The organism is Streptomyces sp. NPDC034049, from assembly GCF_055575575.1.
Genome location: NZ_JBVISJ010000033.1, coordinates 1 through 21,242 on the forward strand (window position 1 = coordinate 1; position 21,242 = coordinate 21,242).

Below are 21,242 nucleotides of genomic sequence, written 5' to 3' on the forward strand. Positions count from 1 at the left end.
TTCCCCGACGGTGGGCTTGGGTACCTCTGCGGCGCGGACGCCGTCCTTGCCGTACTTCTCGACGACGAATGCCTTCATTGCCGGCCGCTTTCTGCGTGGGTGTCTCGATGGTCGATGTGCTTCTTCGGCGGGGCCCCAACACGCCCGTTTCTCGCTTGCGGCCGGGTTGATGCGCCGACCATGACACTACCGGCTGAGTATAGAAAAGTAAACTCAAGTGAGGTTAGGCTCACCCCCATGGATGCGAGGACCGAAGCTCTGCGGGACGTCGGCGTGGACCCCCGACTCGACCGGGACGCGTCGAACTGTTCGATCGCCCGGACCCTTGAGGTCGTGGGCGAGAAGTGGACGATCCTGATCCTGCGCGAGGTCTGGTACGGCTCGTCCCGTTTCAGCGAGTTCGAACGCGTCCTCGGCTGCCCGCGCAACCTTCTCGCCGCACGCCTTCGGATGCTCGTGGAGGAGGGGATCCTGGCCACCGAGACCTACAAGGAGCCCGGCTCGCGGAGCCGGCCGAAGTACGTGATCACACCCAAGGGCGCGGATCTGGTCCCGGCCGTGATGGGGCTCCTACGGTGGGGCGACCGCTACCGTGCCGACCCGGAGGGCCCGGCCATGCTGTCCCGCCACCGTGACTGCGGCTCGCACGTCGACGCCCGGATCCGCTGCGACCGGGGCCACACCGTCCAACCGCAGGACATCGAGAGCATCCCCGGCCCCGCTTTCCGCCTGAGGCCCGTCGAGTGAACGATGCGATCCAGGACCCGATGTCGCGCACGCCTTGTGCGCCCGAGCCATGGATCGCCCCTGCGCGAGCGGGACGAGGCCCGCCCACGCCTCGCAACCGAGCGGGATCAGGCCGGATCGACGAATATGTCGAGCGCGAGATCGCCCTCGAAGCCGGCGGGGCTGTAGGCGGCCAGGTCGGTGACGCCTTCGTCGGACAGGACCTCGTCGTCGATGAACAGGTTGCCGGTGCATGTGCGCGCGTCCCGCGTGAGGACGGCGTACGCGGAGTCGGCCATGATCTGCGGACTGCGGGCCTGTCCGGCGCCGCCGACCACGTTGCGCACGGCGGCCGTGTCGATCAGGGTCCGCGGCCACAGCGAGTTGGCGGCGATGCCGTCACCGGCGAGTTCCTCGGCGAGCCCGATGGTGCACAGGCTCATCCCGTACTTCGACAGCGTGTAGCCGAGATGCCTGCCCACCCAGTGGGGCGCGAGGTTCAACGGCGGCGACAGGGTGAGGATGTGCGGGTTGCCGGCTTCCCGCAGGTGCGGGATCGCGGCCTTGCTCAGCAAGAACGTGCCACGCGTGTTGATGTCCTGCATCAGGTCGTAGCGCTTCATCTCCAGCTGCTCCGTCGACGACAGGTCGATCGCGCTGGCGTTGTTCACCACGATGTCGATGCCACCGAAGGCGCCGACCGCGGCGTCGACGGCGGTGCGTACGTCGTCCTCGTTGCGGACGTCACCGACGACGGCCAGCCCCTTGCCACCGGCGCGCTCGACCTCCTCGATGGCGGTGTGGACCGTGCCTTCGAGCTTCGGGTGCGGTACGGCGGTCTTGGCGAGCATCACCACGTTCGCCCCGTCGCGGGCCGCGCGCAGGGCGATGGCGAGCCCGATGCCTCGGCTGCCTCCTGACATCAGGACGGTCTTGCCGGCCAGCGTCCGAGTCATGGTCGAACCTCCAAAATCGATTGTTGAACTAATCATACGTGGTGCGAATGATATCGTCCGCGTATGACTTCTACTCCCGCACGCCAGAGCGACCGGCTCTACCACGAGCTCCTCGCCCCCAAAGAGACCCAGTCCGTTCGCGCCGCCGTGCGCCGGATCGCGGAGCACGAGGTGGCTCCGCACGCCGCGGCGATCGCGAACGGCGACGAGCGCACGGACGGCTTCCCCCGGCAGGTGTTCGACGCGCTCGCGTCGGCGGGGGTCTTCCGGATCCCCTTCCCCGGCGAGGTCGGCGGCGACGGTCTGATCCACCCGGCGGCCGCCACCGCCGCGGCGATCGAGGAACTGGCCTACTACTCCAGCAGCGTCGCGGCCGTCTTCGACGTGCACTGCATCCTGGCCGGCAACGCCCTGCGGCAGGGCACCGAGGAACAGCGGCAGCGCTGGCTGCCCAAGGTCGCGGAAGGCTCGGTGGTCGGCGCGTTCGCCACCACCGAACCGGACGCCTCCAGCGACCTGTCTCCGCAGGCCGTTCGGACCGAGGCTGTACGCACCGAGACGGGCTGGGTGCTGAACGGCCACAAGCGGTGGATCTCCAACTCGCCCGTGGCCGCCTTCGTGGTGGTTCTCGCCCGCACCGGCGAGCGGCTGAGCATGTTCATCGTCGACACGGCGCTTCCGGGCGTTCAAGTCGGCCTCGCCGACCGCAAGATGGGCAACCGCGGCCAGCTCACCGCGGACATCCGCTTCACGGACGTACACCTGTCCGACGACGACCTCCTCGGGGGCACCGAGGGACACGGACTGCGCCACGCGCTGTCCACACTGACCTACGGCCGGATCGGCATCGCGGCCGCCGGGGTCGGCATGGCACAGGCCGCCTTCGACCACACCGTGGCCCATCTGTCGACGCGACACGCCTTCGGCAAGCCGGTGGCGGCCAACCAGCACTGGCAGTTCCTGCTCGCCGAGCGGGCCACCGAGATCGACAACGCCCGCACCCTCGTCACCAAGGCCGCCCTGCGCCTGGACGCCGGCGACCCGTCCCCGGAACCCGAGGCCGCGATGGCGAAGTACTACGCCACCAAACTGTCGGTGGACATGGCGCGCGACGCCGTTCAGGCTTTCGGAGGCCTCGGCTTCGCCCGCGAACTGGGTGCCGACGGCAGTGCCGGCCCCGTCGAGGCGATCTACCGGGACAGCAAGATCGGCGAGATCTACGAGGGCACCAACGAGATCCAGAAGTGGGTCATCGCCCGCCAGATCTTCGGCCGGACCATCGTCGGCTGACGGCCCCGCCCCTCCCCCGCCCGGCGAGCCCCGCTGCTGCGCACCGAGATCGCCGCCCCGCTTCGGCCCCCGCACGTCTTCTCGTACGATGGACCCAGAAGATACGCAGGGCTAACCATAGGCGGGATGAACGATGTCCGAGGCTCCGCTGGTACCGGGGACAGTGGCCGAACACACCATCTGCCTGCTGGTCAAGCTCGGGCAGGTGGCGTTCAGGATCGCCGAGGACGGCATCAGCGGTACCGGCCTGCGCGTGCGCCACTACAGCGTCCTGCAGGCCCTGGCCGACAACGGCGCCATGCCACAGCTGGCGCTCGGCTCGTTCCTGCGCATCGACCCGGCGACGATGGTGACGAGTCTCGACGACCTGGAGCGGGCCGGATACGCCGCGCGGACACGCGATCCCCAGGACCGACGCCGCTACGCCGTCGACATCACCGACGACGGGCGCAAAATCCTGGCCGACCTCAACCGCACACTCGCCGGCCTCGACAGCGAGATCCTCCCCGACCTGGGCACCGCCGAGCGGCACTCGCTGCACGCCCTGCTGAGCAGCCTCGCCGAGAGTTCCGCTCTCACCGCCATGTTCGACGCCGTTCGCGAGCAGAGCGGCGCGAAGAGGGCGTAACAGCGGTGCCGTAGGAAACGGTCGCGCCTCCCCGTGGGTCGGCGGGGTTCGCCCGCGGTCCCCGCCGACCGTGCGTGCCGTCGACCGGGTCACCGAAGAGCAGTCATGCGCGGTCTCTTGTGCTCCATCAATAACGAAGTTATGTTGCCGCCATGAAACGTGACCTGCTGGGCAGAAAACTGGTTGTCACCGGAGCGGCACGCGGCATCGGCGAGAAGGTGGCCCGACTGGCCGTAGCCCGAGGGGCCCGGGTGACCGTGATCGGACTCGAAGCCGATCGGTTGCGCGCCCTCGCCGACGAGCTGGGCCCCGTCGCTTCGTGGCGTGAGGCCGATGTACGCGACGGCGCCGCCCTACGATCGGCGATCGACGAAGCCGCCGAGGCCATGGGCGGCATCGACCTCGTCGTCGCCAACGCCGGCGTCGTGGCGTACGGGACGGTGCGACAGATGGACGAGGCGTCGTTCGAGCGGGTCCTGGACATCAACCTCAACGGCGTGTTCCGCACCCTCAAGTACGCGACGCCGCATCTGGAGCGCAGCCGGGGCCACGTCCTGGTCGTCGCGTCCGCGCTGTCGTTCATGCCGCTGGCCGCGATGGCCTCCTACGGCGCGAGCAAGGCCGGGGCCGAGCTGCTCGCCCTGACCTACCGACAGGAGGTGGCCCACCTCGGAGTCACGGTCGGCGTGGTGCACCCCTCCTGGATCGACACGGACCTCGTGCGAGGCGCCGAGGCGGACCTCCCCTCGTTCCAGGACCTGCGCACACGGCTTCCCTATCCGGGCAATGTCACCACGAGCGCCGACCGGGCGGCCGCCGCGATCGTCGACGGACTCGTGCGCCGCCGCGGCCGTGTGTACGTCCCACGCGCGGTCGTCGTGGCCAACTGGGCCAAGGCGGTGCTGAATTCACCGCTGGCCTGGCCCTGGGCGAGGCGCTTCGCGGCCCGGGCGGTGCCGTCCCTCGAACGGGAGGTCGCCGCGCTCGGGAGGCAGGACCAACTCACGCCGGGCACAGATGCCCCTGCCGCGTAGACCAGGGGCGTCCTGGCCGGCCGCACCCGGGGGCAGCGCCCAACGGTCAGGCGTCTCAGCCGCCTTGGACGATCGAGTCGTACAGGCGCAGGCCGACCTCGTGGGAGACCTCGGCACGTTCCCGCCGGTCACCCAGTCCGACAGTGAAGTTCACGCCCATCGGCAGCAGCACCTGCGTCACGGCGTCGTCGAACTCGGCGAAGTGCTCAGCCAGTTCGAGGGTGATGTAACCGTGCACGAAACTCCACAGCTGGGCGGCGATGACCTCGGGTTCCTGTCGCTCGACCCGACCGGAGCGCAGGAGCCGTTCGCACGCCGCGACGACATGGGTGTGGGCTTCCCGAAAAGCCGGGGAATGCCCGCTCAGGCGACGGTCGGTGTCCGGCAGCGGTCGGTACGTCGCCCGGGTGGACAGCCCGAACATCAGGTCGTAGAGGTGAGGGTTCTCGCGGGCCTGCCGACGGCAGGTCAAGGCCATGGCGAGGAGATCGGCGACGGGATCCTCCGTCACGGGCACCTGGGCGAAAGCCTTGGCGAGTTCCCTGAAGCCGTGATCGGCAACGGCAGCCATCAGTTCGGGGATGCCGCCGAAGTGGCTGTAGACCACCATCGTCGACAGTCCGCTCGCGGACGCCACCGTGCGCGCCTTCAGAGCCGACGGGCCCTGCTCGGCCAACAGCCCGATGGCGGCCCGCACAAGTCGCTCCGGTGCGTCCTCGACCCTCGCCCGCCCTGCCATGTCCCGCACGCCTCCACCGTTGACACACCAGAAATAACTTGGTTATGTAAATCTTCACGGCAATAGTACACATCGCATGTGACGTGCCGCCCCGGACACACACGTCCGCCTCGGACACGTCATCACGCGTTGATCCAGTCGCCTGCCGCCCATGCCGGCACAGCGTGTCGGGGCGAAGCCGGCCTCGTCGCTGCGACACGCATCCGCGGCCATCCTCACGCACTGCCCCGCCCCATGTCCCACCCCAATCCCACCCCATGAACAGCACGGGAGCAGAACTCATGCCATACAAAGACAAGGGCCGTCTGAAGATCGAAGATCGCGGCGCCGTTCTGATCGCGCGGGTCGACGGCGGCCCGCACCAGGAGTTCGGCCTCGACATCGCCCAGCAGCTGGAGAAGCTGGTGGCCCGAGCCGACCGTGATCCGAACATCCGTGCCGTCGTCTTCACCGGGGCACATCCCGAGCGGTTCGTCAGCCATGCCGCGGTCCGGTGGCTGCAGGAAGAGGGAGCCGCGAGCCCTACGGTCGGCCGGCGCGCTGCCTCAGCCGTCGTCCGCATGGCCAAGCACATGGACCGGTCCCGCCTCCTCGGGTCCGTGATGCGCAGAACCCCGATGCGCGGGGCTCTGCAGCTGGAACGTCTGCACAGGACCTTCCTGCGGATGAACGCCAGCGGTGTGCTCTACGTCGCCGCCCTCAACGGTTCCGCTCTCGGCCTCGGCGCGGAGTTCGCCTGGGCGTGCGATCTGCGGGTCATGGCCGACGGGGACTTCTTCATCGGCCAGCCGGAGATCCTCCTCGGCATCATCCCGGGCGGCGGCGGCACCCAGCGGCTGACCCGCCTGATCGGCACCCACCGGTCCCTGGCCGCAATCCTCGAAGGCAAGCCGTTCACGCCCGAAGAGGCCCTCGCCAACGGGGCGGTGGACAAGGTCGTCGCGCAGGACAAGGTGGTCGCGCAGGCGGTCGATCTCGCCGAGCACTTCGGGAAGCGGTCGAAGGCGTCGGTCGCGGCCGCCAAGAGGTCGGTGTACTTCGGCGGCTCGATGTCACTGGAGGACGGCCTGCACGTCGAACGCGCGGAGTTCTTCGCCCAAATCATGTCGCAGGAAGGCCAGCAACTGATGCTCGACTACCAGGCCACAACCGCCGCCACCGGCGAACTCCCGCTCTACACACCGGGCACCTACGCACGAGCCCTCGCCTCGGGCAGCGTGCCGGGCCGTCACTCGACGAGCGGGCGGTGAACCGACGATGACCACTCAGCAGTCCTTCACCCGTCACGACATCACGTTCCCTTCCGGCGACAGCAACTGCGCCGGCTGGCTCTACCTCCCCACGGGCGTCACCTCTCCGCCCGTCGTCATCCTCGGGCACGGCCTCGGCGCCGTCCGCGAGATGCGGCTGGACGCCTTCGCCGAGCGCTTCGCGCAGGCCGGCATCGCCGCGGTGGCCTTCACCTACCGGCACTTCGGCGACAGCGGCGGCCACCCTCGCCAGCTCCTGTCGATCAAGCGTCAGCTCGCCGACTGGGACGCCGCCATCGCCTACGTCAAAGCCCGCACGGACGTCGACCGGACCCGCATCGCCGTATGGGGCAGCTCGTTCGGCGGCGGCCATGCCATCACCGTCGCCTCCCGCCACCCCGAACTGCGCGCGGCAGTGTCGCAATGCCCCTTCACCGACGGTCTCGCCTCCGCGCTCGCGCTGGGCCCTGTCGCCTCACTCAAGGTCCTCCCCGTGGTCGCCCGCGATCTGGCAGCCCGAGGTCGCGGAAAGCCGCCGGTGATGGTTCCGATCGCCGCCGCCCCCGGCACGTCGGCCCTCATGAACGCTCCGGACGCCCTGCCCGGATACCAGGCGCTCCAGCCCCCGGGAACGACGTTCCGCAACGAGGTGGCGGCGAGGGTCATCCCGACCATCCTCGCCTACCGGCCCGGGCGCGCGGCCAGGAAGGTCGCCATGCCGATCCTCTTCTGCGTCAGTGACACCGACTCCGTCACACCTCCCGCGCAGACCCTCCGCTACGCGCGCACCGCGCCCCAGGGGGAGATCAAGCGGTACGACGCCGGACACTTCGACTTCTACGCCGGCGAGACCTTCGAGGTGCTGGTGCGCGACCAGATCGAGTTCCTCACCCGCCAGTTGGCCCCGGCAGCCGCCGCGTCGGCTCCGTGACCGGACCGCACCACACCGAGACACCGCATCACACCGAGACAGGGACGCCTCGCCCATGAACTTCGCTTCTCTGCCCGACCGCCGCGCAGCCCTCGACCCCGACGGGGCCGCGGTCTCGGACGGCCGCCAGGCCCTCACCAACGTCCAGTTGCTGCGTCGCGTCCGGGCGGCGGCACGTCACCTGAAGGACCTCGGGATCGGCCCCGGCGACGTCGTGGCCCTCAAGCTGACCAATCGCGCCGAGTTCGTGCTCCTGCTGTTCGCCGCCTGGCGGCTCGGGGCCACCATCACGCCGGTCAATCCGAGCATGACCGACGTCGAAGTGGCCCGGCAGCTCAAGGACTCCGGCGCACGCCTCCTGGTGAGCGAGGACAGTGCGGCCCCCGTGGCGGACGGGACCGCCGTCCTCACCGTCGGCGCACTGCGCGCCGGAGCGGCGGAGCCGGACGAGGAGCCCCTTCCGGACCCGTCCGCGCTGGCCCTGCTCATCTACACCAGCGGCACGACCGGGGTGCCCAAAGGGGTGATGCTCGACCACGCCAACATCGACGCCATGGCGGACATGGGGCGTCGGGCGCTGGAGGTCGGGCCGGCCGACCGGTGCCTGCTGATCCTGCCGCTCTTCCACGTCAACGGCATCGTGGTCAGCACCCTCGTACCGCTGCTGGCGGGCGCGAGCGTCGTCATCGGCGACCGGTTCCGTCCCGAGACCTTCTTCGACGTCGTCGAGCGCGAGCGCCCCACCTTCTTCAGCGCCGTGCCGACGATCTACAGCATGCTCGCGGCGCTCCCCGACCAGGTCCGCCCCGACACCTCGTCCCTGCGCTTCGGAGTCTGCGGTGCGGCACCCGCCTCCGCCGAGCTGCTGGCCCGGTTCGAGGCTCGTTACGGGTTTCCGCTCGTCGAGGGGTACGGGCTGTCCGAGGGGACCTGCGGCTCCACCATCAATCCTGTCGCGGGCCCGCGCCGCGCCGGAACCGTGGGGCTGCCCTTCCCCGGCCAGGAGATCCGGATCGTCGACGCCGCCGGCAGCGAGGTGCCGCCGGGTGTGGAGGGAGAGGTGGTCGTGCGGGGCCCCAACGTCATGCGGGGCTATCTCGGCCGCCCGGAGGAAACAGCCAAAGTCCTCGTCGACGGCCGGCTGCACACCGGCGACGTGGGCCGGCTCGACGCCGACGGGTACCTGACCCTGGTCGGGCGTTCCAAGGACATGATCATCCGGGGTGGGGAGAACATCTACCCCAAGGAGATCGAGGACGTCCTCGTCGGTGACCCGTCGGTGCTCGAGGCCGCCGTGATCGGTGTCCCCGACGAGAAGTGGGGAGAGGTCGTCGTCGCCTACGTCCAGCCCCGACCGGGTTCGACCGTAGATCCGTCGGCGCTGGAGTCCCGCTGTGCGCGCAGCCTCACCGGTTTCAAGCGTCCGACCGCGTTCTTCGTGGTGGAAGCCATCCCGAAGAACGCGGTCGGAAAGATCGACAAGGTCTCGCTGCGCGCTGCCCACGCCGAGGTCTCCGCGCGCTCCTGACCTCCATGGATGCCGCTGTGGGCTGTCCGCGTCGGCGGCCCTCAGCTCCGTGCCAGGGGCCGAGTGGAAGTCGGCGGGGCTCCCCGGAACTTCGCGAACATCGCCACTCGCCCGGCCCGCCGGGGACAGCCGCGGAGTCGCTCGCTAGGGGGTTTCCCGTCTTCGTACTCCTCCCCCGCCCGGATGAGCGCGCCCGGTTCGAACACCGCTGCGAGCGCCGTGAGTTGGCCGTCCATGAGGGCGTGCGCGGGCCCTTATGATCTTGGGCATGACTGTGCAGAACGTTGACAGAACCCTCTCCCGTAAACAGCGGCTCCAGGAGAAGCAGCGCCGGCAGCTGTCGGTCGTCGACACCGTCGACAAGGCGGAGGGCAAGGTCCGCAAGGCGGAGGCCGAACTCGCCGTGGCCGTCACCGAGGCCGTGCAGGTGTTCGGCGACGAGCAGTCCGCGTCCGACGCGCTCGACATGTCCGTCGAGGCGATCCGGCGTTTCCTGCACATGGCACGGAGCGAGGCGGCGGTCCCCGACGCTCCCGCCGAGGCCGCCGCCAAGTCCTGAGCCCGCGTGGCCGTCAGGGCCTGCGCGGTCGCACCCTGACGTCGGTCCCGTTCACCCGGACGGTGACCTTGCCTCGGCCGCGCGCCCGGTCGGCCACGATCTCGTACGACGTGACCTTTCCGTCGCGCCATGCGCAGGAGACCTCGTAGCCGCCGCGGGCGCGCAGGCCCGTGAAGGAGCCCGTGGCCTTCCACGCGTCCGGCAGGGCGGGCAGCAGGTGGATGGCTCCGTCGTGGCTCTGCAGGAGCATCTCCGCGACGGCCCCCGAGATGCCGAAGTTGCCGTCCATCTGGAAGGGCGGATGGTTGCAGAACAGGTTGGGGAGCGTGTTGTAGGTCAGCAGGCCCCGCAGCATGATCCGGGCGCGGTGCCCGTCGCCCAGGCGGGCGAAGAGGGCGGCGCGCCACGGCCAGGTCCATGAGCGGCGGCTGTCGCCCGACACCGTCGCCGCCGTGAACGGGACCCCTTCCTTCTCGCCGCAGCGTGCCTTGAGCGAGACGAGGGCGGCTGCCGCGAAGTCGGGTGTCCGCGGGGTGATCTGGCGGCCCGGGTAGACCGCGAAGAGGTGCGAGGTGTGGCGGTGGATGTCGGTGGGGCTGTCGATGTCCTCCTGCCACTCCTGCAACTGACCCCATCGGCCGATCTTGTTCGGCGCCAGCCGGGCCTGCATGTCCGCGATCTTGTCCCGGTAGTCGGGGTCCGCGTCGAGGACCGCCTCACAGTCGAGGTAGTTCTGGAACAGGTCCCAGATGATCTGCTGGTCGTACATGACGCCGTCCTCGCGGGGCCCGTGCTCCGGGGACCAGCCGTTCGGCGCGACGAGGAGTCCGTCCGAGCGTTCCTTGAGGTGGTCCTCCCAGAACTGGCAGATCTCCTTGATCATCGGGTGGGCGATGTCGCGCAGATAGGTCAGATCCTGGGTGAACGCCCAGTGTTCGTAGAGGTGTTGGGCGTACCAGGCGCTGGCGACCGTGTTCCACTCCCAGGCGTTGCCGCCGAAGATGCTCTGGCTGGTGCGGGCGGTCCAGCCGCGGGTGTCCGCGCCGAAGGCGTTGCGGGTGGCGACCCGGCTGGGCACCGCGACCTGCTCGATGAAGCCGACGAGTGCCTCGTGGCACTCGGGCAGGTTCGTCGTCTCCGCTCCCCAGTAGTTCATCTGGATGTTGATGTTGGTGTGGTAGTCGGCGGCCCACGCCGGCTGGTTGCTGTCGTTCCACAGGCCCTGGAGGTTGGCGGGCAGGCCCTTGGGGCGGGAGGAGCTGATCAGCAGGTAGCGGCCGTAGTCGAACATCGTCTGTTCGAGTGTGGGGTCCTCCCCGCCCGCCGCGTAGCGGGCCAGCCGGGCGTCGGTCGGCAGGGCGACGACGGCGTCCGGGGAGGTGCCCCAGTCGACCGAGACCCGTTTCATGAGGGTGCGCGTGTCGGTGGTGTGCCGTTTGCGCAGTGCGGTGTAGGAGCGGGCGGCGGCCTTGTCGAGCGCCCGGTCGATCGCCGCCTGCGGGTCGGCTCCGCGCCACCCGGCGGCGGCGTCGAGCCGGTAGTCGGTGCGCGCGTCCAGGAGCAGGGTCAGCGTCGTGCATCCGCTGAACCGGAGCACCGGACCGTCGTCGCTGAAGTCTCCGTCGGTGTGCACGGCCCGGACGGTGCAGGCGTGCTTGAGGCCGTTGCCCATGACCCCGCAGAAGGCGATCTCGCGGGCATCGGCGTCCACGGTCGTCGGGGCCTGCTCCTGACCGGAGGTCAGCGAGATCGCCCCGGAGAGTCCCTCGGCCGCCTCCGTCGTGTACCGGAAGACCATGACGTCGGCGGCGCGGCCGGCGAAGGCCTCCCGGACGACGCGCCGGCCCGGGGCGCCGAAACGGGTGACGTGGACGCCGTCGACGAAGTCGAGGGTGCGCTGGTAGTCGACGATCGTGCGCCGGGATCGGGTGTCGAAGTCCTCGCCCGCCAGGGCGATCTCGGCGATCCGGCAGCCGCCGGCGGAGGCGCCGGGGGTCAGGGTGAGCCGGTAGACGCGGTAGGCGGTGGTGTTGGTGAACCGGAAGGTGCGGGTCTCGCCCCGGCCGGCGAACGGTGTGCCGTACCGCCGCGTGTCGAGGGTCACCCAGGTGCTCCCGTCCTTGGACGCCTCCAGCGTCCACTGCCGGGGGTCCTCCCGAGGGCGGTCCGGGGCCGCGGTCAGGGTGTACGAGGTGAGGGCGACCGCGCGGGGCAGGTCCGCCTGCCAGATCAGTGCGGGTGAGGTGCCCGCGACCCGCCACACCGTGGCCGGGTCGCGGTCCACGGAACGTGAGATGTCCGTGGACAGGTCGGCGGAGTCGGTGCCGGTCGCGTGGGAGGCCGTGTCGGGGTGCCCGCTCGGCGACGACAGGTACACGGCCTCGGACGCGCCGAGGTCGACGCCGGTCAGGCCGATCTCGGCGACCTGGAAGTGGCTGACGCCGGCCTTGGGGACGAAGTCGAAGCGGTAGAAGCGGTGGGCGGCCGGGGCCGCGCAGTCGAACCGCTTGGTCTGGAAGCGGTTCTCGAAGGGCGCCGCGAGGATGCGGCTGTCCAGCACGGTCCAGCTCTCGCCGTCGGCGGAACCGGAGAGCGTCCACTCCTGCGGGTCGCGCTGCGGCACGTCGTTCGCGCTCGTGAGCCGGTACGAGGCGACCTCCACAGGAGCGGGGAGCTCGACCTGCCACCGCACCTTCGTGCCGGGCCCGTCGATGCACCACTTGGTGCCCGTCTCACCGTCGTGGGACTTGTCGACCCCCTCCGACGGGGAGCTGTTGTACGGTCCACCCGGCGCCGTGACCTTGGCCCGGGGCGCGGCGGCGAAGGTGACCACGAGGTCGCCGAAGTCCCGGTACGAGCCGAAGCCGTTCATGCCGGTGTCGAAGTCGCTGTCCGGCTTGCCGGCGAGGGCGTTGTCGTAGTCGTTCACCCCTCCCCACAGGCTCTGTTCGTTGAACTGGACGCGCTCCTCGTGGGGATCGGCGAAGAGCATGGCGCCGAGCCGGCCGTTGCCGATGGGCAGGGCCTGTGCCTCCCAGTTCACTGCGGGGACGGTGTAGCGCAGGGCGCGCCGCGACAGGGTCGGCCGTCGGAAGGCCTCCGGGGCACCGGTCCCGGCGGCGGGCTGTGCCGAGGCGGGGGTGCCCGTCAGCCCGGCGGCCAGAGGCGCGAAGGCGAGGGCTCCGCCGAACTTGAGGAGGCTTCGTCTCTGCGGTGGGGATGCGTCGAGCACTGTGAGATCTCCCGGCCCATTCATCGGCTCTTTCACGGCAACTGCGGGGCAACCTCGACCTCGGTCGGGGGCGTGATCATCGTTGCCGGAAAATACATCGGATGTCTAGGGGTGTGCCCGAACACCGGAGGAAGAGCGGCGGCACAATGACGCCATGTCACGCCACACGGGCCCCAACTGCCCACCGACATCGGATCCTTGGGCGTGCCAGGAGAGGACCACGTGAGCGAGAACGAGGCCGCCGGCCCCGCACCCGGATTCCCGGACACCACCACGGCACACAACGCCCGCGTCTGGAACCACTGGCAGGGCGGCACGGACAACTACGAGGTCGACCGGCAGGTCGGGGATCACGTCGCCGGTCTGATCCCCGTCATCCGCGACATCGCCACCGCCGACCGGCGGTTCCTCGTCCGCGCGGTGCGCCATCTGGCCGAGGAGCGAGGGATGCGCCAGTTCCTCGACGTCGGCACCGGGCTGCCCGCGCTGGAGAACACCCACGAGATCGCCCAGCGCGTCGCACCCTCGTCGAGGATCGTGTACGTCGACAACGACCCGGTCGTGCTCTCGTACGCCCGCACCCGGCTGACCAGCACCGACGAAGGCGCCGCGGCCTACATCGACGCCGACGTCCACGACCCGGACACGATCCTGCGCAGCGCCGGAGAGACCCTCGACCTCGGCGAGCCCGTCGCGCTGATGCTGCTCGGCATCCTCAACTTCGTCCTCGACGACACCGAGGCCCGCGCCATCGCCCGACGGCTCCTCGAACCGCTCGCCCCCGGCAGCTTCCTCGTGCTGACGCACCCCACCACCGAGCCCGAACTCGGCGGCGAACTCCAGCTGGAGGCGATGGAGTTCTGGAACGCGCACGCCAAGCCGCCGGTCACCGCGCGCGGCGCCGCGGAGATCGCCCGCTACTTCGACGGGCTCACCCTCCTGGATCCGGGCCTCGTCAGTTGTTCTCTGTGGCGTCCGGGCCCCGGTGACGAGCCCACGGTCGTACCGCAGTTGGGGGCGGTGGCGCGGAAGCCGTGACCCCGGCCGCGGCCCGGGGCCTGCCGCGGCTCCAGGTCGTGGTGGAGATGGCGAGGACCGAGAGGAGGACGAGGGCGGCGGACGGACCCAGGACGGTCCAGGGGGCCAGTTCCGCGTAGGGCTGGTTCTCCGAGAGGAGGCGGCCCCACTCGGGGGTGGGCGGCTGTTCGCCCAGACCGAGGAAGCCGAGGGAGGCGAGGACGAGGACCGTGGTGGGCAGGCGGAGCAGGGCGTTGCGCACCAGGGCGGGCACGACCGCGGGCAGCAGGTGGTGGCGGAGAAGGTAGGAGGGACCCGCGCCGAAGGAGATCGACGCGAGGAGGTGGCCGCTGGCCCGTTCCTGTTCCAGCAGGGCGGCGGTCTGGGCGGCGTACGGCGTCCAGGCCACCACGCACACCGCGCACGCGGCGCCCAGGACCGACGGGCCGGTCACAGCCGTGGTGAGCAGTCCGGCGAGGACGGCCGGCATCGTCGAGACCACCTCGGTCAGGCCCGCCCCCAGCTGGGCGGTCGTGCCGATCACCAGTCCGACGACGGCGCTGACCACCGTGACCGCGAGGGCCACACCGACCGTACGCAGGGCTCCGTGGCCGAGCCGGGCCAGCAGGTCGCGGCCGAGCGAGTCGGTGCCGAACGGGTGCGCGAGGGACGGGGGCAGCAGCCTCGCCGTCGTCTCGACGTGCGACGGGTCGCGCAGGAGGCCCGCCACGACCACGGCGAGAAGGGCCGTGGCACTGAGTCCTACGACCCAGGGCAGCGAGCGTGATCGGGGGAGCCGGGGCGGGTGCAGGGCGGGCAGGGCACCGTCCCGCAGGGCCGGACCGAGCAGGGCGTGCCGCAGGACCTGGATCAGGAAGCCGGCGCAGACGCCGAGCAGCACCAGGGTCAGGGTCGCCGTCTGGAGCGGCGGCATGTCCTGGGCCGTGGCCGCGTCCAGCGAGAGACGGCCGAGCCCCGGGATGTTGAAGATCTTCTCGACCGCGACCGCGCCGCCGACCAGGGCGACGACGGTCGGCAGGAGTTGCGGGAGCACGCCGGCGAGGGCGCTGCGCAGTGCCGTGCGCGCGATGCGGCCGTTCGAGAGGCCGTGGGCGCGCCAGGTGCGTGCCCAGGGTTCGTTGAAGGCGGCGGGCAGGGCCTGGTCGAGCAGTCCGCCGATCACGGCGCCGGAGGGGATGCCGAGGGCGAGAGCGGGCAGCACCATCGACCGCGGTCCCTCCCAGCCCTGGGAGGGGAACCAGCCGAGCCACACCCCGAAGACCGTCGCGAGCAGCGAGGCGAGCAGGAACTTGGGCAGTGCGGCCGGCACGGCGGCCGCGGTGCCCGCCCGTTTCTGCCGCAGCCTTCGGCGGGATCCGAGGCGGAGGGTGCGGGCGCAGACCAGAGCGGCCACCGCGATCGTGACCGCCAGCGCGCCGAGCATGAGCGTGACGGAGACGGCGAGGGCCGTCGTCACCTGGGGCAGCACCGGTTCGCCCGACACCCAGGAGGTGCCCGCGTCGCCGTGCGCCAGTCCGTTCAGCCAGTGCCCGAGGTGGGCGAACGGCCCCTCGTCCAGACCCAGTCGCTCGCGTACGGCGGACAGCTGGGCCGGGGTCGGGTCCTGGTCGGCGGCGCGGGCGCGCAGCACGGTCAGGGCGGGGTCGACGCCGGACAGCCACGGCAGGAAGGCCACGGCCGTCAGGAGGGCCGTTCCGGCGGCGAGGCGGCCGGCGCCCGCCCGCCATCGGGTGGGCAGGACGTGGGCGCCGGCCGTCGACGTGCTGCTCATCGGCGGCTTACTTCAGCCGGGTGTCGACGTCGACCAGCGAGCGCTCGCGGGGGTCGAGGAGGACGCCCTCGACGTCGTCGGAGATGCCCTGGACGACCTTCTCGTGGACCAGGGGCACGACGGCGTCGGTGCGCAGGATCTCCGCCTCGGCCCGCATGACCTTCTTCTGCCGCTCGGCCGTGTCGCCCTCCCCGGCGGCGGACTCGACGGCCCGGTCGACCGCGGCGTCCTTCAGGCCGGCGATGTTGTAGACGCCGTCACCGGTGTAGTCGCTGGCGAGGTACGCGACCGCGTCGCCGGTGTCGAGGAGCGTGACCCGGGAGAAGACGAGGGCGTCGTACTCGCCCGCGAGGAGGTCGGCCTCCATCTGGGTGTACTCGCGCACGTCCTGCTTCACCGTGAACCCGGCCTTCTCCAGCTGCTGTTGGAGGACGGTGGCGGCCTCGGGGAGTTCGGCGCGGTTGGTGTACGTGGCCAGGCGCAGGGTCCTGCCCTTCGTGCCGGCCCGCACCTGTGCGTCGGTCGCGGCCTTCGCCCGGCCGGTCACCTCGACCCGCCGGTCGGCGGCCCAGGGGACGGCAGGCCCGAACAGGCCCTGCGCGGGGTCGGCGTAGCCGCCGAAGACGGAATCGACGAGGACTCCGCCGTCCACCGCCTCACGGGCGGCGGCGCGCAGGCCGGCGTCGGTGAAGAGGCCGCTGCCGGTGTTGAGGACGAGGCTGTCGGTGCGCACCGAGGGCACTTCGTGACGAGTGCTCTCGTCGAGGAGCTTGGCCTGGGCGGTGGGGATCCACTCGGCTATGTCGACGTCGCCGCCGCGCAGGGCGTTGGCGCGGGCGGTGCCGTCGGCGATCCAGGTGACGTCGATACCGGACGCCTTGGCCTTGCCGCCCCAGTACCCGTCGTAGCGGCTGAGCGCGGCCTTCGTCTTTCCGGTGAGCCGGGTGATCTCGAAGGGGCCGGTGCCGGTGCCCACGGGGCTGACGGTGCCGTCGTCGGCGTACGCCTTCTCGGCGAGGATGCCGAGGGCGGGGCTGGCGAGCCGCAGCGGGAGGACCGGGTCGGCGGTCTTGGTGGTGATGGTGACGGTGTCGGCGTCATCGGCCTCGGCGGTGAGCGACATGTCGCTCAGTACGCGCGGCTTGGTCTCGGCCGCGTTGGCGTGGTCGAGGGCGTTCACCACCGACTCGGCGGTGACGTCGGTGCCGTCCTGGAACGTGGCCTCACGCAATTCGAAGACCCAGGTCGTGGCGTTCTCACGGCTCCAGGACTTCGCCAGGGCGGGGGCGGCGGCGCCGTCCTCGTCGAGGGCGGTGAGGCCTTCGGCGACGGAGAGCTTGCTGAGCACGGTGGCGTCGTTGCTGTACGGCGACAGGGCCTGGACCGGCGGCACGGCGAGGGCTATCCGCAGACGGCCCGCGCCTCCGGGCCCGTCGCTCGCGCCGGCCCCCTCCTCGCCTGCGGCGAAGCAGCCGGCCAGCAGCGGGGTGAGGGTGAGGGCAGCCAGGAGGCGGCGGGGGGTGGTGCGCATGATGGTCCTGTCTTGCGGAGGGCGGAACGATCAAAATATAAGGCAAGCCTTACCAACCCTCCGTTGCGGGGTGGGTGGATGTCGGCGGGCAGCTCGCGGCGCACGCCGAGGTACCGGTGCGAGTGTGCCGCCCCGATGCCGGTGCCGAGCCCTGTGCCGAGCGGGTACTCGCATGTGGCGTCAGCGAGTTGCCCGGGCGGGTTGACGAGCCGCAGGGCGCGTGCCACGGCGTTCGCGGAGGGCGGAGGCGTACACGTCGGCCGTCGCCGCGGCGGACGAGGCCCAGCCGAAGGAGCGGGCGTGGCGGACGGCCGCCTCGTTCATGCGGGCCGCGCGGGCGGGGTCGTCGGCGAAGCGGGACAGCGCCCGCGCGTAGTCGGCGGGGTCGTGACCGGGTACGAGGACCCCGCTCGCCCCGTCGCGTACGGCCACCGGCAGGCCGCCGACCCGGGCGGCGATCACCGGGGTGCCGCAGGCCTGGGCCTCGACGGCCACCAGACCGAAGGACTCGCTGTGGGAGGGCATGACGAGGACGGACGCGGCCCGGTACCAGTCGGCGAGCCGGTCCTGGTCGACGGGCGGCCGGAACAGCACCACGTCCGAGATCCCGAGCCGGGCCGCGAGCTTGTGCAGCGCTTCCGGTTCGGTCAGTCCGCTGCCACTCGGCCCGCCCACCACCGGCACCACCAACCGCTCGCGCAGCCGGGGCCGTTCCGTCAGCAGCCGGGCCACCGCCCGCAGCAGGACGTCGGGCGCCTTCAGCGGCTGGATGCGGCCCACGAACAGCGGGATCAGCGCGTGTTCGGGCAGCCCCAGACGGGCACGGGCCGCGCCGCGCCCGGCCGCGATGCCACGGGCGTCGGGCCGGAAGCGGTCCAGGTCGACCCCGGGATGGACGACGGCCACCCGGCCGCTGTCGGCGTCGTAGTGGCGCAGCAGTTCGTCGGCCTCCTCGCGGGTGTTGGCCACCAGCCGGTCGGCGGCCCGTACGATCTCGGTCTCGCCCAGGACCCGGGCGGCGGGTTCGGGGGTGTCGCCCTCGGCGAGGGAGGCGTTCTTGACCCGGGCCATGGTGTGCATGGTGTGGACGAGGGGGACGCCCCACCCTTCGGCGGCGAGCCGGCCCACGTGGCCGGAGAGCCAGTAGTGGGAGTGCACCAGGTCGTAGTGGCCGGCGGGACGTCCGGCCCAGGCGCGTGTCAGGCCGTGCGCGAAGGCACACAGGTGGGCGGGCAGGTTCTCCTTGGCCAGTCCCTCGTAGGGGCCGGCGGTCACATGCCGGACCAGGACGCCGGGGGCGAGTGCGACGGCGGGCGGGAGCGCGGCGGAGGTGGCCCGGGTGAAGATCTCCACCTCGATGCCCAGGGCGGCGAGGCGTTTGGCGAGTTCGACGACGTAGACGTTCATCCCGCCCGCGTCGCCGGTGCCCGGCTGGTGCAGCGGTGAGGTGTGCACGCTGACCATGGCGACGCGGCGCGGTCCGTCGCGCCCGGTCATGCGTCGGCTCCGGCCGCGACCCGCGCACCGGCTTCGCCCTCGGCCCCCGCCTCGACCTCGGCACCGGCTTCGCCCCCGGCCCCGACCTCGCCGCCTGCCCCCAGGTCGAGGCGGTGTTCGCCCGCGTACACGTTCATGGAGCCGCCGCGCAGGAAGCCGACGAGGGTGAGTCCGGTCTCCGTGGCCAGGTCCACCGCGAGGGAGGACGGCGCGGAGACGGACGCCAGTACGGGGATACCCGCCATGACGGCCTTCTGCGCGAGTTCGAAGGACGCCCGCCCGGAGACCAGCAGGACGCTCCGGGACAGCGGCAGCCCTCCGGACCGGAGGGCGCGGCCGACTAGTTTGTCGACGGCGTTGTGCCGGCCGACGTCCTCCCGCAGGTCCAGCAGTTCGCCCTCGGGCGAGAACAGCCCGGCGGCGTGCAGTCCGCCGGTCCGGTCGAACACCCGTTGCGCGGCCCGCAGTCGGTCGGGCAGGAGGGCCAGCAGGCCCGGGGTGAGCCGGACCGGGGGCGTGTCGGCGATCGGCCAGGCCGCGGTGGTCCGTACGGCGTCGAGGCTGGCCTTCCCGCACAGGCCGCAGGACGACGTCGTGTAGACGTTGCGCTCCAGCGTGATGTCGGGCAGCGGCACGCCGGGGGCGAGTCGGACGTCGACGACGTTGTAGGTGTTGCGGCCGTCCTGGGTGGCGCCCGCGCAGTACACGATGTTCGCCACGTCCGAGGCCCGGCTGACGACGCCCTCGCTCACCAGGAACCCCGCGGCGAGGGCGAAGTCGTCACCGGGTGTGCGCATGGTGACGGCGAGAGGTCTGCCGCCCAGACGGATCTCCATCGGCTCCTCCGCCACCAGCGTGTCGGGGCGGGTGCTCGCCTCCCCGTCGCGGACCCGCAGCACACGCCGTCGTTCGGTGACCCGTCCCATGGCCTCACTCCCAGTTCTGCCGTCGAGGCCGCAGCCGGTGCCCGGCGGGGCTCAGCACTCGATGACGTTGACGGCGAGGCCGCCGCGGGCGGTCTCCTTGTACTTGACCTTCATGTCGGCGCCCGTCTCCTTCATGGTCTTGATGACCTTGTCGAGGGAGACGTGGTGCCGGCCGTCGCCGCGCAGCGCCATCCTGGCCGCCGTGACGGCCTTCACCGCGGCCATGCCGTTGCGTTCGATGCAGGGGATCTGGACGAGGCCGCCGACGGGGTCGCAGGTGAGGCCGAGGTTGTGTTCCATGCCGATCTCGGCGGCGTTCTCGACCTGTTCGGGGCTGCCGCCGAGGACTTCGGCGAGTCCGCCGGCGGCCATGGAGCAGGCGGAGCCGACCTCGCCCTGGCAGCCGACCTCGGCGCCGGAGATGGAGGCGTTCTCCTTGAAGAGCAGTCCGATCGCACCGGCCGCGAGCAGGAACCGCACGATGCCGTCGTCGTCGGCGCCCGGCACGAACTCCAGGAAGTAGTGGAGGACGGCGGGGATGATGCCGGCCGCGCCGTTGGTCGGCGCGGTGACGACGCGGCCCCCGGCGGCGTTCTCCTCGTTCACGGCCATCGCGTAGAGCGTGATCCACTCCATGGCACGGGCCAGCGGGTCGCCCTCGCTGCGCAGGGCGCGCGCCGCCGCGGCTGCCCGGCGACGGACCTTCAGACCGCCGGGGAGGATGCCCTCACGGCCCAGGCCGCGGGCGATGCAGGCCTCCATGACGTGCCAGATCTCCAGCAGGCCCGTGCGTATCTCCTCCTCGGTGCGCCAGGCCTTCTCGTTCTCCAGCATCAGCGCGGAGATCGACAGGCCGGTCTCGCGGGTGAGCCGCAGCAGTTCGTCGCCGGTGCTGAACGGGTGGGCCAGCACGGTGTCGTCGAGCTTGATCCGGTCCGCGCCGGCGGCTTCCTCGTCGACGACGAAGCCGCCGCCGACGGAGTAGTAGGTCTTCTCCAGCAGCGACGCGCCGTCGGCGTCGTGGGCGGAGAGGATCATGCCGTTGGCGTGGTACGGCAGTGAGCGCCTGCGGTGCAGGACCAGGTCGGTGACGGTGTCGAACCCGATCTCGTGGGCGGGGCCGATCTCGGCGCCGAGGAGGTGGATGCGTCCGGTGGCGCGGATCCGCTCGACGTCCAGGTCGGCACGGGCGACGTCGACGGTGTGCGGCTCGTTGCCCTCCAGGCCGAGCAGGACCGCCTTGGGGGTGCCGTGGCCGTGGCCGGTGGCACCGAGGGAACCGAACAACTCCGCCCGCACGGTCGCGGTCTGGGCCAGCGCTCCGTCCTGCTTCAGCCTCCTGACGAACATCCCGGCGGCGCGCATCGGGCCCACGGTGTGCGAACTGGACGGGCCGATGCCGATGGAGAACAGGTCGAAGACGCTGATTGCCACGCCACGCTCCGTGGGTTGGAGAGGGCGTGCCGCCGGTGACGGCACGCCCGCTGCGGGAGGTTGTCGGTTACAGGCCGGGGTAGAGCGGGTGCTTGTCGGCGAGGACCTTGACCCGGGCCTTGAGCGCCTCCGCGTCGTAGGACGGTTTGAGGGTCTCGGCGATGACGTCGGC

General features: G+C 71.2%; 16 protein-coding genes and 1 pseudogene. 9 read left to right on the top strand and 8 right to left on the bottom strand.

Translation table 11 applies throughout. The features are described 5' to 3' along the window. Positions 1–237 precede the first annotated feature (237 nt). A complete protein-coding gene (locus ACZ52C_RS41305; protein ID WP_469079675.1) occupies positions 238–747 on the top strand; it encodes a winged helix-turn-helix transcriptional regulator in 510 nt (169 codons plus the stop codon). Positions 748–854: 107 nt separating this feature from the next. Here ACZ52C_RS41305 and ACZ52C_RS41310 read toward each other — a convergent pair whose 3' ends face one another. Further along, on the bottom strand, positions 855–1,682 hold the full coding sequence (locus tag ACZ52C_RS41310) for an SDR family oxidoreductase (protein ID WP_469079676.1): 828 nt from the start codon (positions 1,680–1,682) through the stop codon (positions 855–857). A gap of 63 nt (positions 1,683–1,745) precedes the next feature. On the opposite strand from ACZ52C_RS41310, the gene ACZ52C_RS41315 reads away from it, so the two are divergent. From ACZ52C_RS41315 to ACZ52C_RS41325, 3 genes are all read left to right on the top strand, one after another. Beyond that, entirely contained in the window at positions 1,746–2,972 is a 1,227-nt protein-coding gene (locus ACZ52C_RS41315) for an acyl-CoA dehydrogenase family protein (RefSeq protein WP_469079677.1), read from the top strand. Positions 2,973–3,105: 133 nt separating this feature from the next. Further along, the gene (locus ACZ52C_RS41320) at positions 3,106–3,600 is read left to right on the top strand and encodes a MarR family winged helix-turn-helix transcriptional regulator (protein WP_469079678.1); all 495 of its coding nucleotides are present in this window, start codon (positions 3,106–3,108) and stop codon (positions 3,598–3,600) included. Positions 3,601–3,752: 152 nt separating this feature from the next. Continuing rightward, entirely contained in the window at positions 3,753–4,634 is an 882-nt protein-coding gene (locus ACZ52C_RS41325) for an SDR family oxidoreductase (protein WP_469079679.1), read from the top strand. Positions 4,635–4,689: 55 nt separating this feature from the next. Here the strand turns inward: ACZ52C_RS41325 and ACZ52C_RS41330 are convergent, their stop codons facing one another. Further along, the gene (locus ACZ52C_RS41330) at positions 4,690–5,373 is read right to left on the bottom strand and encodes a TetR/AcrR family transcriptional regulator (protein WP_469079680.1); all 684 of its coding nucleotides are present in this window, start codon (positions 5,371–5,373) and stop codon (positions 4,690–4,692) included. Between the two features lie 281 nt (positions 5,374–5,654). Between ACZ52C_RS41330 and ACZ52C_RS41335 the strand changes: the two genes are divergently transcribed. From ACZ52C_RS41335 to ACZ52C_RS41350, 4 genes are all read left to right on the top strand, one after another. Beyond that, positions 5,655–6,623: an enoyl-CoA hydratase/isomerase family protein gene (locus tag ACZ52C_RS41335; protein WP_469079681.1), complete on the top strand. Its 969-nt coding sequence runs from the start codon at positions 5,655–5,657 to the stop codon at positions 6,621–6,623. A gap of 7 nt (positions 6,624–6,630) precedes the next feature. After that, positions 6,631–7,554 (top strand): alpha/beta hydrolase, encoded by a 924-nt coding sequence (locus tag ACZ52C_RS41340; RefSeq protein WP_469079682.1) that lies wholly within the window; start codon positions 6,631–6,633, stop codon positions 7,552–7,554. Positions 7,555–7,609: 55 nt separating this feature from the next. After that, a complete protein-coding gene (locus tag ACZ52C_RS41345) occupies positions 7,610–9,082 on the top strand; it encodes a class I adenylate-forming enzyme family protein (RefSeq protein WP_469079683.1) in 1,473 nt (490 codons plus the stop codon). A 268-nt stretch (positions 9,083–9,350) separates the two neighbouring features. Further along, the gene (locus tag ACZ52C_RS41350) at positions 9,351–9,641 is read left to right on the top strand and encodes a hypothetical protein (RefSeq protein ID WP_469079684.1); all 291 of its coding nucleotides are present in this window, start codon (positions 9,351–9,353) and stop codon (positions 9,639–9,641) included. A gap of 13 nt (positions 9,642–9,654) precedes the next feature. Here ACZ52C_RS41350 and ACZ52C_RS41355 read toward each other — a convergent pair whose 3' ends face one another. Then, complete coding sequence (locus tag ACZ52C_RS41355) at positions 9,655–12,873, bottom strand: glycosyl hydrolase family 95 catalytic domain-containing protein (RefSeq protein ID WP_469079685.1); 3,219 nt, start codon at positions 12,871–12,873, stop codon at positions 9,655–9,657. Positions 12,874–13,095: 222 nt separating this feature from the next. Here ACZ52C_RS41355 and ACZ52C_RS41360 point away from each other — a divergent pair, with 222 nt between their 5' ends. Further along, positions 13,096–13,911, top strand: coding sequence for an SAM-dependent methyltransferase (locus ACZ52C_RS41360; protein WP_469079686.1), 816 nt, complete (start codon positions 13,096–13,098; stop codon positions 13,909–13,911). On the opposite strand, the gene ACZ52C_RS41365 is transcribed toward ACZ52C_RS41360, so the two are convergent. The 5 genes and pseudogenes from ACZ52C_RS41365 to ACZ52C_RS41385 all read right to left on the bottom strand — a co-directional run bounded on the left by ACZ52C_RS41365 (position 13,829) and on the right by ACZ52C_RS41385 (position 21,070). Beyond that, positions 13,829–15,682, bottom strand: a complete 1,854-nt coding sequence (locus ACZ52C_RS41365; protein WP_469079687.1) for an ABC transporter permease subunit — start codon at positions 15,680–15,682, stop codon at positions 13,829–13,831. The genes ACZ52C_RS41360 and ACZ52C_RS41365 overlap by 83 nt on opposite strands. Positions 15,683–15,689: 7 nt before the next feature. Beyond that, positions 15,690–17,213, bottom strand: coding sequence for an ABC transporter substrate-binding protein (locus ACZ52C_RS41370; RefSeq protein ID WP_469079688.1), 1,524 nt, complete (start codon positions 17,211–17,213; stop codon positions 15,690–15,692). Between the two features lie 180 nt (positions 17,214–17,393). Next, the gene (gene mshA / locus ACZ52C_RS41375) at positions 17,394–18,710 is read right to left on the bottom strand and encodes a D-inositol-3-phosphate glycosyltransferase (RefSeq protein WP_469079689.1); all 1,317 of its coding nucleotides are present in this window, start codon (positions 18,708–18,710) and stop codon (positions 17,394–17,396) included. Positions 18,711–18,790: 80 nt separating this feature from the next. Next, positions 18,791–19,636, bottom strand: a pseudogene (fdhD, locus tag ACZ52C_RS41380) (formate dehydrogenase accessory sulfurtransferase FdhD); the annotation flags it as partial. Positions 19,637–19,687: 51 nt separating this feature from the next. Further along, entirely contained in the window at positions 19,688–21,070 is a 1,383-nt protein-coding gene (locus tag ACZ52C_RS41385; RefSeq protein WP_469079690.1) for an L-serine ammonia-lyase, read from the bottom strand. Positions 21,071–21,242: the final 172 nt, after the last annotated feature.

Excerpts from the sequence above, each read along its gene's own strand:
- ACZ52C_RS41305 (WP_469079675.1), top strand. The coding sequence starts at position 238 with ATGGATGCGAGGACCGAAGCTCTGCGGGACGTCGGCGTGGACCCCCGA.
- ACZ52C_RS41310 (WP_469079676.1), bottom strand. The coding sequence starts at position 1,682 with ATGACTCGGACGCTGGCCGGCAAGACCGTCCTGATGTCAGGAGGCAGC.
- ACZ52C_RS41315 (WP_469079677.1), top strand. The coding sequence starts at position 1,746 with ATGACTTCTACTCCCGCACGCCAGAGCGACCGGCTCTACCACGAGCTC.
- ACZ52C_RS41320 (WP_469079678.1), top strand. The coding sequence starts at position 3,106 with ATGTCCGAGGCTCCGCTGGTACCGGGGACAGTGGCCGAACACACCATC.
- ACZ52C_RS41325 (WP_469079679.1), top strand. The coding sequence starts at position 3,753 with ATGAAACGTGACCTGCTGGGCAGAAAACTGGTTGTCACCGGAGCGGCA.
- ACZ52C_RS41330 (WP_469079680.1), bottom strand. The coding sequence starts at position 5,373 with ATGGCAGGGCGGGCGAGGGTCGAGGACGCACCGGAGCGACTTGTGCGG.
- ACZ52C_RS41335 (WP_469079681.1), top strand. The coding sequence starts at position 5,655 with ATGCCATACAAAGACAAGGGCCGTCTGAAGATCGAAGATCGCGGCGCC.
- ACZ52C_RS41340 (WP_469079682.1), top strand. The coding sequence starts at position 6,631 with ATGACCACTCAGCAGTCCTTCACCCGTCACGACATCACGTTCCCTTCC.
- ACZ52C_RS41345 (WP_469079683.1), top strand. The coding sequence starts at position 7,610 with ATGAACTTCGCTTCTCTGCCCGACCGCCGCGCAGCCCTCGACCCCGAC.
- ACZ52C_RS41350 (WP_469079684.1), top strand. The coding sequence starts at position 9,351 with ATGACTGTGCAGAACGTTGACAGAACCCTCTCCCGTAAACAGCGGCTC.
- ACZ52C_RS41365 (WP_469079687.1), bottom strand. The coding sequence starts at position 15,682 with ATGAGCAGCACGTCGACGGCCGGCGCCCACGTCCTGCCCACCCGATGG.
- ACZ52C_RS41370 (WP_469079688.1), bottom strand. The coding sequence starts at position 17,213 with ATGCGCACCACCCCCCGCCGCCTCCTGGCTGCCCTCACCCTCACCCCG.
- mshA (WP_469079689.1), bottom strand. The coding sequence starts at position 18,710 with ATGACCGGGCGCGACGGACCGCGCCGCGTCGCCATGGTCAGCGTGCAC.